The 11,410-nt window shown below is 70.8% G+C and carries 11 protein-coding genes; 1 reads left to right on the plus strand and 10 read right to left on the minus strand.

Going from position 1 to position 11,410, the window contains the following annotated elements; translation table 11 throughout:
- Position 1: 1 nt before the first annotated feature.
- From AC5RV3_RS07755 to AC5RV3_RS07775, 5 genes are read right to left on the minus strand one after another with little or no spacing between them, the layout of a single operon-like run.
- Entirely contained in the window at positions 2-1,138 is a 1,137-nt protein-coding gene (locus AC5RV3_RS07755) for a glycosyltransferase (RefSeq protein ID WP_494121624.1), read from the minus strand.
- On the minus strand, positions 1,131-2,354 hold the full coding sequence (locus AC5RV3_RS07760) for a glycosyltransferase (RefSeq protein ID WP_494121625.1): 1,224 nt from the start codon (positions 2,352-2,354) through the stop codon (positions 1,131-1,133). Before AC5RV3_RS07760 ends, AC5RV3_RS07755 begins: the two co-directional genes overlap by 8 nt.
- Complete coding sequence (locus tag AC5RV3_RS07765) at positions 2,351-2,734, minus strand: DUF2304 domain-containing protein (protein WP_494121626.1); 384 nt, start codon at positions 2,732-2,734, stop codon at positions 2,351-2,353. Before AC5RV3_RS07765 ends, AC5RV3_RS07760 begins: the two co-directional genes overlap by 4 nt.
- A gap of 4 nt (positions 2,735-2,738) precedes the next feature.
- Positions 2,739-3,404 (minus strand): glycosyltransferase family 2 protein, encoded by a 666-nt coding sequence (locus AC5RV3_RS07770; protein WP_493989168.1) that lies wholly within the window; start codon positions 3,402-3,404, stop codon positions 2,739-2,741.
- 27 nt (positions 3,405-3,431) lie between these two features.
- A complete protein-coding gene (locus AC5RV3_RS07775; RefSeq protein ID WP_494121627.1) occupies positions 3,432-4,592 on the minus strand; it encodes a glycosyltransferase in 1,161 nt (386 codons plus the stop codon).
- Between the two features lie 245 nt (positions 4,593-4,837).
- Between AC5RV3_RS07775 and AC5RV3_RS07780 the strand changes: the two genes are divergently transcribed.
- Positions 4,838-5,977 carry a glycosyltransferase gene (locus AC5RV3_RS07780; RefSeq protein ID WP_494121628.1) on the plus strand — a complete coding sequence of 380 codons (1,140 nt, stop codon included), beginning with the start codon at positions 4,838-4,840 and terminating at the stop codon, positions 5,975-5,977.
- Positions 5,978-6,035: 58 nt separating this feature from the next.
- Here AC5RV3_RS07780 and AC5RV3_RS07785 read toward each other — a convergent pair whose 3' ends face one another.
- From AC5RV3_RS07785 to AC5RV3_RS07805, 5 genes are read right to left on the minus strand one after another with little or no spacing between them, the layout of a single operon-like run.
- The gene (locus AC5RV3_RS07785; RefSeq protein WP_494121629.1) at positions 6,036-7,214 is read right to left on the minus strand and encodes a glycosyltransferase; all 1,179 of its coding nucleotides are present in this window, start codon (positions 7,212-7,214) and stop codon (positions 6,036-6,038) included.
- Positions 7,214-8,284, minus strand: coding sequence for a Gfo/Idh/MocA family protein (locus AC5RV3_RS07790; RefSeq protein WP_494121630.1), 1,071 nt, complete (start codon positions 8,282-8,284; stop codon positions 7,214-7,216). The genes AC5RV3_RS07785 and AC5RV3_RS07790 overlap by 1 nt, the downstream gene beginning before the upstream one ends.
- Before the next feature lie 2 nt (positions 8,285-8,286).
- Positions 8,287-9,381 (minus strand): DegT/DnrJ/EryC1/StrS family aminotransferase, encoded by a 1,095-nt coding sequence (locus AC5RV3_RS07795; protein ID WP_494121631.1) that lies wholly within the window; start codon positions 9,379-9,381, stop codon positions 8,287-8,289.
- Entirely contained in the window at positions 9,378-9,998 is a 621-nt protein-coding gene (locus AC5RV3_RS07800; protein ID WP_494121632.1) for an acyltransferase, read from the minus strand. The genes AC5RV3_RS07795 and AC5RV3_RS07800 overlap by 4 nt, the downstream gene beginning before the upstream one ends.
- A 59-nt stretch (positions 9,999-10,057) precedes the next feature.
- On the minus strand, positions 10,058-11,347 hold the full coding sequence (locus tag AC5RV3_RS07805) for a nucleotide sugar dehydrogenase (RefSeq protein WP_494121633.1): 1,290 nt from the start codon (positions 11,345-11,347) through the stop codon (positions 10,058-10,060).
- Positions 11,348-11,410: the final 63 nt, after the last annotated feature.

Consider the following 11,410-nt stretch of genomic DNA (forward strand, 5'->3'; position numbering starts at 1 on the left):
CTCAGGCCTCCTGCCGGGCGAACAGACTGTCCACGGCCTGCTCCCAGCCCTTGATCTGGTGCTCGGAGGACAGCTCGCGGGCGGCGGCGTGCGCGTTGGCCTTCCACTCGTCCACCAGCTCGGGTGTCAGGGTCTTGAGCACCTCCACGAGGGCCGCGGGGGTGAAGTCGGCGGTGACGGCGCCCAGCCCGTGCCGGCGCAGCAGCGTCTCCATGGCGGGCGAGGGCCCGATGATCAGCCCGGTGCGGGCCTGGACCGCCTCAAAGAACTTGTTCGGCAGGGCATGGGCCAGGTTGAAATTGGTGGGCGGGATGATGGAGATGGCGACGTCGTATTCGGCCACGGTGTCCACCAGCTGGTCGTACGGGACCGGCTCGCGGAACCGCACCCGCGGCAGTTCCTCGCCGAGCGCCTTCAGCTCGGCCACGTAGGCCGGCTCGTTGGGCATCACGATCAGGTCCAGCTCCAGGTGCTCCGGCGCGCCGCGCATGGCCTCCATGATGTCTTCGATCTTGCGGTAGCGCTGTCCCGCGGAGCTGTAGATCATCCGGATCTTCGCGCCGGTGGGCCGCGGCTGCCGGTCCGCGTAGGGGGCGGCGTTGGTGACCACGGAGGCGGCGACGCCGAAATCCTTGGTGTACTGCTCGGCGATGCCCTCCGCCACCGTGGTCACCGAGCGCACGGCCGGCAGGTAGGTGCGGCAGAGCCAGCGGACGTAGGGGGCGACCAGCGCGCGCCAGGCCGGTTTGTTGAAGTGCTCCTTCGGCGCGAATTCGTGCAGGTCGGCGTGGACGCCGTGGTCGGGTCGCAGGCTCAGCGCCAGCGGGACCGTGTTGGTGTCGTTGGCCAGCACGGCGTCGAAACGCTGGCCGCGCAGCAGCTTCCGGGCCTGCGCGACGGCGGCGATGTTCCAATACACGTCCACGTAGCGGCGCAGGGCGAGCCGCCGAGGATCGCGCGGCCAGCTGGCCAGTGCGGTGTCCAGCTCGAAGTGCCCGGCGACGCCGTCCGGCGCCGGGCCGTAGCCGCAGGTGAAGACCCGGTACTTGTCCTTGAACAGGGCGATTTGCTTGAGCACCCGCGGGTCGCTGCGCAGCGGCGAGAGCGAGAGGACCAGCAGGGAGCGGGAATCAGTCACGGGGCTGCCTTACGTCGGGTCCAACGGATTCCGGGGCTGCGGAGGAGCCGTCGGCGGCGGCGGGGCGTCCCGCGACGGCGGCCGGGCGGGCCTTCAGCCGGGCCTCGCGCAGCCGGCAGGCGGCGGTGAACGCGAGCGAGTTCAGGTTGGTCCGCAGCGGGGCTTCGCGCCGGGCGTTGTCCTGCCAGCGCCGGGTGAAGGTGCGCCGCAGCGCGCCGGCCGCCTCCCGTCGTCGTACTTCCGCCGCAAGGTCCGCGGCGGAGGCCGCGTCCCGCAGGGCCAGCAGCAGGCGTTCGTCCGGGGCGTTAAGCAGGCGCGGTGCCCCGGGGGCGGCGCTGGTCAGGGAGCGGACGACGGCGGACATCGCCTGCCGGTCCTCGGCTTCCCAGGCGAAGCCCGCGCCGCGGCGCAGCGCCGCGCTGATGACGTGGCCGCGCAGCAGCTTCACCACGATGGCCTCGCGCTGGGCACCCGGCAGCGCCTGGAACCAGGCCCCGGACACCAGCGACTCGACGTCCTGGAACTGGGTGCGCAGCGGCAGCACGGCGGCGGTGACGCGTTCGTCCGCGTCCTGCCCCACCAGGTACGCCGGGGCGTGGGCCGGGTAGGCGATCTTGTCGCCCGAGAACCACAGGCGCAGGCCGAATTCCAGGTCCTCGCCGGTGCGCAGCCCAGCGGTCAGCCGCAGGCCCAACCGGCCGACGGCCTCGCGCCGAATCAGCCCCAGCGGTGCCGTCCGGTAGGCCAGGCGGTCGCGCAGCGGATCCACCAGCGGGCCCCTGAACACCCGGGCGCGCGGCGTCAGGATGCGTGCGCCGCCGCGGTAGCGGAGAGGTGCGACGACGGCGCCCGCGCCCGTGGCATGCGCGGCGTCGAGCCAAGCGGACACCGATCCGGGCTCCAGCGTGTCGTCGGATCCCATGATGCCCACATACTCTGCCCGGGCCCGGCCCAGCCCGTGGTTGAACGGCCCGGCCGGCGACGGTATCCCGTCGGCCAGTTCCAGCAGCCGGACGGTCTCCGGCAGGCCTGCCAACTGTTCGCGCACGGGCCCGGGATCCATGTTGTGGCACACCACCGTGGCGCCGACGCGTCCCGGCGCGGCGGCCAGGACCGATTCCACGGCGCGCCGGACCGGGCGGTCAGCGGTATGCACGGCGATCACGATCTCGGCCTCCGGACCGCGGTCGTGGCGTAGGTTCTCCGGCACGCTCACGCCCCGTTTCCCGGCGGTGCCGCGTCCTTCGGTCCGGCCACGTCATCCGGCTTGGGCACCTCGTCCAGGGCGATGCGCCGGGCCAGCTTGGTGATCCGCTCCTCGAGCTGCCGGGTGCGCTGGAAAGAGCTCGCCATATAGATCAGGAAACACACAATCAGCCCGTACAGCACCAGGTCGGTACCGCGGCCGATGCCCAGCGCATTGGCGACGGCGGTGAGGATGCCCGGGAAGAACACGGACAGCGCGGCCAGGACCGCGAAGAGCATCAGCAGGATGCGGCGCACGGCCTGGTGCCGCGCGTTCTGGCCCCCGCGCATCAGCGCCAGCGCGCCGAGGGCGACGGCCAGGACCAGGACGATTTGGACGACTATGAGCATGGGTTCACCGGAAGAAGAGGTCAGCGAGGATGTTGATGCCGTTGAGCAGGGACTGCCCCTTGGACTTGGAATATTCCGTGTAGACGATGTGTACCGGTTGCTCCACCACGCGGGCATCGAGGGCGGCGAACTGGTGGATCAGTTCGGAAGCGTGTGCCATCCGGTTCTGGGTCAGATGGATCCTCCGGGCCACGTCGGCGGAGATGGCACGCAGCCCGTTGTGGGCATCGGTCAGGCGGTAGCCGGTGGAAATCCGGGACTGGATGGCCGCCGTGCGCAGCACCAGGCGCTTGAGCGCCGAGACCTCGCCGCGCCCGTCGAGGAAGCGGGAACCGAGCACCACGTCCGCTTCGCCGGCCCGGATCCGCGCCAGCATCGCCGCCGCGTCCTGGACCCGGTGCTGGCCGTCCGCATCGAACGTGATGACCGCGTCCAGCTGCGGATCCTGCACGGCATATTCGATTCCGGTCTGCAGGGCGGCGCCTTGGCCCAGGTTCACCGGATGGGCAACGACGACGGCGCCGGCCTTGCGTGCCAGGGCGGCGGAATCGTCGGTGCTGCCATCGTCCACGCAGACCACGTGGGGAAAGGTTTCGAGCAGCTCCTGGATGACTGAACCGACGACGGTGGCCTCGTTGTACATCGGCACGACGACCCAGCAGCGACTCACCCGCCTAGTATTCCACACAGGGAATGGTCACGGCTGTTCCGGGGGCGGCGGGCCCTGCTGCCCGGTGGCCGGCGGCTGGGCTGCCACGTCGCGATAGTGGCCGTCCAGCTCCCGCACGCTGCCCGCCAGGCTCCGCTGGTCCACCACGAACTTGCGCGCGTCGCGACGCATGGCAATGTACTCCGCGCTGCCCAGCTGCAGCAGTTGCTGCAACCCGTCCTGCAGCTGGTTGTACTCGGCTTCCGGTGCCAGCAGGCCGGTGACGCCGTCGTCCATCATTTCGGGGATGCCACCGCTGCGGTACGCCAGCACGGGGGTACCGCACGCCTGGGCTTCCAGCAGCACCAGCCCGGCGGCTTCCCGGGCGCCGCCGGCTTCCTGGCTGGGGGCCACCAGGACGTGTGCCCGCTGCAGCCAGGAGCGGATCGCGCTCCGGTCCTGGCGGCCCAGAAAGTCGATGTGCGGATGGCTGGCAGCCTGCTCGGCGACGGTGTCGCGCAAGGGGCCGTCCCCGATCACCACCAGCCGGTGCCGGGCCTTGCGCCAGACGGCCAGGGAGGCGTCCAACAAATCCCGGATGCCCTTTTGCGTGTTCAGCCGGCCGACGAAGAGCACGACCGGCACTTCATCGGCCTGGTAGCGGGCCGGCTCGAAATAGTCGGTATCGACGCCCTGATAGTGGACCTGGATTTTCGCGGTGTCCAGTTCCAGCTCGGCGGCGCGGCCGGCCATGTAGTTGCTGACCACCAGGATGCGGGTGCTGTGCGCCGCGGCGGCCAGGACATTCCGGTGGTGCCACCGGGCCATCATCGTGTCCGCGGGGTTCCCCAGCGAGACCATGTCGGAGCCGTGCATGGTGGTGATGAGCGGGGTCCCGGACACGATGGATGCCTTGACGGCGGGCGTCGACCAGGTGGCGAAGTGCTGATGGATGATGTCCGGTTCAAACCGGCCCACGGCCACGGTCATGGCCGGCATGAAAGCCGGCATCATGAGCTCGCGGCGCCGGAAGCCCAGCCGCGGCACCGGAACGAAGTCCGTGACCGGGATCGTGACGGATGAATCCTCGATCTCCGCCACCAGCGTGAAGACACGGAAGTCGTGCCTGTCCTTCAACCGCTCGGCGTGCGCCGTGGCGAAGTACGTTGGCGGAATCCGCAACGTGCTCTTGGTGATGGCGATCTTCACGGGGCTCCCGGACCTTGGTGGGCTGCAGCCGGCTCGGTGCGGCTTATCGCCATCCTAGCCCGGCGTCCTGAACGCCACCCCGGGGCTCCGGGCCTCGCCGGGGGCCCCTGCCACGGGCCGGGGTCCGCTTGCCTGGCGCCGCGGTCCGGCGCGCCCGGTGCGCCGTCGCGCCGCGGCGGACCGATTCCCTGACGGTAATCTTTCAGTGTCCGGCATTCGCCCGGCGTCAGCGACAAGGAGCAGTGGTGGCCCAGCAGATCCTGTGTATCTCGTTCTCGGATATCCAGGCCGATTCCCGTGTGCTGCGGCAAGTCAAGCTGTTGGCCGAAGCCGGTGAGGTCACCACGCTCAGCTACGGCAAGCGTCCCCCCGGAGCCACCCACCACCTTGAAATCGACGCGTCGCTGCCCTCGCTGCCGCAGACGCCGCTGGGTGTGCTGCTGTTGGCGCTGCGCCTGTATTCCGCGGTGGAGCTGGCTGCCCCCGCCATCAAGCAGGCCCGCGAGCTGGTGGCGGGACGCCGCTTCGACCTGGTCGTGGCGAACGAGGCGCGCGCCCTGCCCCTGGCCCACGCCGTGGCGCAGGGGGCACCGGTGTGGGGAGACATGCACGAGTGGGCGCCGGAGGAACGCTCCCATGTACTGCCCTGGCGGCTGCTGGTCGCGCCGTACATGCACAGGCTCTGCGCCAAGTACCTGCCGAACAGCGCCGCGGTCACCGCCGTCAACGGATCGATCGCCCGGATGTATGCGGATCAGTTCGGCTGCACCGTGGAAGTGGTCCGCAACGCGGGGCCGTTCCGACATTTGGATCCGTCGGCCCCGGTGCCGGGGAAGATCCGCCTGGTCCACAGCGGCGCCGCTGTACCCGGCCGCAACCTGGAAGGCACCATCAACGCCGTCAAGCTGCTGGATAACCGTTTCACGTTGGATCTGTACCTGGTCAAAGCCCGCGACGGCGGACGCTACTGGCAGCAGCTCAAGGACCTGGCCGACGGCGACGAGCGCATCACCTTCCACGACGCGGTCCCCCCGGAAGAGCTGCCCGCCACGCTCAATGCCTACGACGTCGGGGTCTTTTCCCTTCCGCCGCAGACGATGAACCACCGGTTCATGTTGCCGAACAAGTTCTTCGATTTCGTCCAGGCGCGCCTGGCCCTGGTGTTCAGCCCGTCCCCGGAGACTGCTGCGCTGATGAAGGCCTACGACCTGGGCGTGGTGACCGAGGACTTCAGTACCGAGTCGCTGGCCCGGGCGCTGGCGTCGCTGACCACCGAACAGGTGGACAAGTACAAGGCCAACGCGCACGGAGCCGCCGCGGCGCTCAGCTCGGCAGAGGACGAGGCCGTCACCAGGGGCATCCTCGCTGCCCTGCTGACGCCCTGACCGAGGCCGCCACCAGCGGCATCCCCGCGGCGCGGCCGACACACTGCCGGAGCCGGCGTCAGCGCTGCCGGAAGCCTTTCGCGGCGTCCGCGACGGCTTCGGCGGCGCGGGCCCCCACGCTACGCAGCGAGTAGTTCCGTTCGACCCAGTCGGACAGCCGACGGCGCTCGGCGTCGTCCGGGGCCCGTTCCAGCGCCGCGGCCAGGGCCTCGGCCACCTGGCCGGAGTCCCAGTCCACGCTCTGGCCCAGCCCGTGGTCGGCCACCAGCTGCCGCAGCGGGCCGACGCCGGCGTAGACCACGGGCGTGCCGCAGCTCAACGAGACGAAGGCCTTGGTGGCGAAGGCAAAGTCATAGCCACGGGCCGGCCGCACCGAGGCCAGCCCCGCGGTGGCGGAGCGCAGCGCGCCGGCGATAGTGCCGCCGTCGGCCGTTCCCATGAAGCGGATCCGATCCCCCGCCGGTGCCGCCCGCCGGCGCAGCTCCTCCAGTTCCACGCCGCCGCCGTACATCAGCAGCCGCGCGTCGGGGTACCGGTCCGTGATTTTGAGGAATCCGTCCACGAACACGCCGGCGCCCTGGATTTCGGACATGGTGCCGGCGTAGACGAAGGTGGGGCCGGGGTGCGCAGCGCGGGGCCCGTGCAGGCTGAAGGTGCCCGTGTCGATGCCGGTGCCCACCTCGGCCACCCTGGCGCGTCCGGAGGTCAGCCCCGCCAGCGCCTGGGTCACGCCGGGCGAGATGCTCAGGACGCCGGAGGCACCGGTCACCACCCAGCGTTCCACGGCCCGCAGCACCTTGACCACCCGCGGGTGCACGCCGATCCCTGCCGCGGCATCGGAGCTGACGTCGGCGGAAAAGTACACGTAGGGACGGCACCGCAGCGCGGCCGCCGCCCGGACCACCACGCCGGTGGTCGGCGGCGGCTCCACGAGCAGCACGTCGAAGGGTTTCTGCGCCAGCAGGCGGAAGAACAGCGGGATGTCGAAGCTGGCGTACTGGAGGTAGCCCCGCACGGCGCCGCTGGCATCCCGCAGCACCGGCCAGCGCAGGATCCGGTCGCCGGGGCGGCCGGTTTCCCCCGTCGCGGCACCAAGTCCCTTCGGGGGCCGGGTGGTGAGCACCGTGACCTGGTGCCCGGCCTCGGTCAGCGCCCGGGCGGTGGCGGCCAGCCGGTAGGCGGCGGCGCCGGCCTCCGGCGCATAGATCCGGGTGGCCAGCAGGATCCGCAGGCCCATCAGGCCTGCAGCCCGATGGTGCGGGATTCCTTCGCGCTGGCGATCATGGCTTCGGCGACGCGCAGCGTGTTCAGCCCTTCGCGCATGGTGACGATGGTGGCCGCCGGGCGGTCGGTGCCAGCGCCGCCGTCGTGCTGTGCAGCCGGGGAACCGGGCGGCAGTCCGCGCGCGGCGAGCACGGCGTCGCGGAAGGCCTCGTGTTCGACCTTCAGCGGTTCCCGCTTGGGGATGGCCAGGCGGGTGATGTTGCCTTCGGCGACGCCGCGGAAGTTCGCCACGGAGTCCCATTCGGTGTCGATGGTGCCGTTTTCGTAGAAGGTCAGGTCGGCGGTCAGCGTGTCGGCCACGAAGGCGCCGCGCTCCCCGGTGACCACGGTGACCCGTTCCTTCATCGGCGAGAGCCAGTTCACCAGGTGGCTGGTGATCACCCCGTTGGCCAGCTGACCGGTGGCCGCGACCATGTCCTCGTGCTCCCGGCCGGAGCGGGTGGTGGTGCGGGCGCTGACGGACTGGTAGTCGGACTGCGCCAGCCAGGCGGTGAGGTCGATGTCGTGGGTGCCCAGGTCCTTGATCACGCCGACGTCGGCGATCCGGGCCGGGAACGGGCCCTGCCGGCGGGTGGCGATCTGGAAGATCCGGCCGAGTTCGCCGGCCTCCAGCCTGGCGCGCAGCGACTGCAGCGCCGGGTTGTACCGCTCGATATGGCCGACGGCGCCGACCAGGCCGCGCGATTCGAACGCGGCGGCCAGTTTCTCGCCGCCGGCGACGGTGTCGGCGAGCGGTTTCTCCACCATGGTGTGCACGCCGGCTTCGGCCAGGGCCAGGCCGACCTCCTCGTGCAGGCCGGTGGGCACCGCGCACATGGCGATGTCGATCCCGGCCGCGATCAGCTCCTCGACGCCGCCGAAGACGGGCAGGCCGGGCGCCGCGCCGTGCGGGTCGCCGTACGCGTCGGCCACGGCCACCAGGTCCACGCCGTCGGTCTCGCGGAGCACCCGGGCGTGGTGGCGGCCCATCATGCCCAGGCCGATCAGCCCGGCGCGCAGCACGGTCTTGCCGGTCCCTGCCATGCTCAGGCACCTGCCTTCGCGAGGGCGTTGACCGCGGTGGCGATCCGGTCCAGGTCCTCGGCGTCGAGGGAGGGATGCACCGGCAGCGAGAGCACCTCGGCGGCCGCGGCTCCGGTCACCGGCAGGTCCGCGGCGGTGTTGAAGGAGGGCAGCCGGTGGTTCGGGATCGGGTAGTAGACCCCGGACCCGATCCGGTATTCATCCTTCAGCGCCGCGGCGAACCGGTCGCGCTCCCCCGCGCCGATCCGCACGGTGTACTGGTGGTAGACGTGCACCGCGCCGTCGGCCACCCGGGGGGTGCCCACGCCGTCCAGGTTCGCGTCGAGGAACGCGGCATTGGCCCGGCGCCGGTCGGTCCAGCCGAGGACCTTGCCCAGCTGCACCCGGCCGATCGCGGCGTGCAGGTTGGTCATCCGGGCGTTGAAGCCGACCAGTTCGTTCTCGTACTGGCGTTCCATGCCCTGGTTGCGCAGCAATTGCAGCCGGCGCGCCACCTCGTCGCTGCCGGTGGAGACCATGCCGCCTTCGCCGGAAGTCATGTTCTTGGTCGGGTACAGGCTGAACATCGCGAACTCGCCGAACGTACCTACCGGCCGGCCGCCCAGCGACGCCCCGTGGGCCTGGGCGGCGTCCTCGAAGAGCAGCAGCGACTTCTCCGCGGCCAGCCTGCCCAGCGCGTCCATGTCGGCCGGATGCCCGTACAGGTGCACCGGCATGATGGCCTTGGTCCGCCCGGTCACGGCGGCGCGGACCGCGTCGGGGTCCAGGCAGTAGTGCTCCGGCTCGATGTCGGCGAACACCGGGGTGGCGCCGGTCAGGGCCACCGAGTTGGCGGTGGCCGCGAAGGTAAAGGACGGGACGATGACCTCGTCGCCGGGCCCGATGCCGGCGGCCAGCAGGCCCAGGTGCAGGCCCGAGGTCCCGGAATTGACCGCCACCGCGTGCCGGCCGTCCAGCAGCACCTGCGAGAACTCCTGCTCGAAGGCGGCCACCTCGGACCCCTGCGCGAGCATGCCGGAGGCCAGCACGGCGTCCACCGCGGCCCGTTCCTCGTCCCCGATGATCGGCTTTGCCGCCGGTATGAAGTCCTTGCTCACAGCTGTTCTCCTCCGGTTTCATCCGTAACTTCGTGCAACACGCCCTCGTCCTCCCGGTATTGGGACCCGGTCGCCGGGCACACCCACGCCGCCGGATCCGCCGGGTCCTGCGCCAGCCGCTGTCCGGCCCGGCCCACCCAGCCGATCCGCTTGGCCGGAACCCCGGCCACGAGGGCGAAGTCGGGCACGTCGCGGGTGACCACGGAGCCGGCGGCCACGGTGGCCCAGGCGCCGATGGTCACCGGGGCCACGCAGACCGCCCGCGCGCCGATCGATGCGCCGTCGCGGATGTCCACGCCCACCGGCGTCCAGTCCTCGGCGCTCTTCAGCGAACCGTCCGGGGCGACCGCCCGCGGGTAGGTGTCGTTGGTCAGCACGACCGCCGGGCCGATGAACACCCCGCGGCCCAGCCGCGCGGGCTCGTACACCAGCGCATAGTTTTGGATCTTGCAGTTGTCCCCGGCCTGCACCCCGGTGCCGATGTAGGCGCCCCGGCCCACGATGCAGTTCTCTCCCAGCACGGCGCCCTCGCGGACCTGTGCCAGGTGCCAGATCTTCGTGCCCTCGCCCAGCCGGGCGGCGTCGGCGACGTCTGCCGAATCGGCGATGAACGCCATGGTTTCCCTCTTTCCGCTCACGGCCGCTGCGCCGCCGCCGATTCCGTTTTCGTTCCGGCTCAGGGCTTGCCGATCACCCGGTACGCCACGCCCGGCCACCGCCCGGCCGAGCTGACCCGCCGGCCGTCGACAAACACCTTCACGCCGGGCAGGTCGTCCGGTCCCAGCTCCGCGTATTCGGCGTGGTCGGCCTGCAACACGGCGGCGTCGGCGGGCTCGCCCAGATGGTAGGGCGTGAAGCCCAAAGCGGTGAGCTCGGCATCGCTGAACATGGGATCATGCACGACGGCGGTGCCTCCCCGCGCGTTGATCGCCTCCACCGCGCCGAACACCCCGGAGAACGCAGTCTCCTTCACGCCGCCGCGGTAGGCCGCGCCCAGCACCGCCACGCGCGCACCGGCCAGGTCGCCGTACGCGCCCTCCAGCAGGCCGATCGTGTAGTCCGGCATGCCCGCGTTTGCCGCCCGCGCCGCAGCGACCACCGTGGCCGACGGATCGTTCCACAGGTACAGCCGCGGGTACACCGGGATGCAGTGCCCGCCGACGGCGATGCCGGGCTGGTGGATATGGCTGTAGGGCTGGGAATTGGACGCTTCGATCACCTGATAGATATCGATACCGGCGGTGGCCGCATAACGGGCGAACTGGTTCGCCAAACCGATATTCACGTCCCGGTAGGTGGTCTCGGCGAGCTTGGCCAGCTCGGAGGCCTCCGCCGAACCCAGGTCCCAAACCCCGTTGCCGCGCGGCAGGTCCGGCCGGTCGTCGAAGTCCAGCACCGCCTCGTAAAACTCCTGCGCCGCGGCAGCACCGGCCGCGGAAAGCCCGCCGACGAGCTTGGGATACTTGCGCAGATCCTCGAACACCCGCCCGGTCAGCACCCGCTCCGGGGAAAAGACCACGTGGAAGTCCTCGCCCTCGACCAGCCCGGAGCCGGCCTCGAGCATCGGTTTCCACCGGTTCCGGGTGGTGCCCACCGGCAGCGTGGTTTCGTAGGAGACCAGCGTGCCCGGCCTCAGATGCCTCGCCAGCTCCTGCGTAGCAGCATCCATCCAGCCGAAGTCGGGCTTGGCCTCGGCGTCCACGAACAAGGGCACCACCAGGACCACGGCGTCGGCTCCCGGCACCGCGTCAGCATAGTCCGTGCTCGCCCGCAGCCTGCCGGCAGGCACCAGCTCGGCCAGCCTGTCCTGGAGTCCTGCCTCCCCGGGGAACGGTTCGCTGCCCGCGTTGACCAGGTCAACCACGGCAGGGTTCACGTCCACGCCGACAACGTCGTGCCCCTTCGAAGCGAACTGGGCCGCCAACGGCAACCCGATCTTTCCCAGAGCAATGACAGCGATCTTCAAGAGCTAAGGCCTTTTCTCGTTGTGTCGGTGTGCGGGCCTTTCGGCCCAGACTCAAGGGTATCG

It is taken from the genome of Arthrobacter sp. Y3221114 (assembly GCF_059092625.1).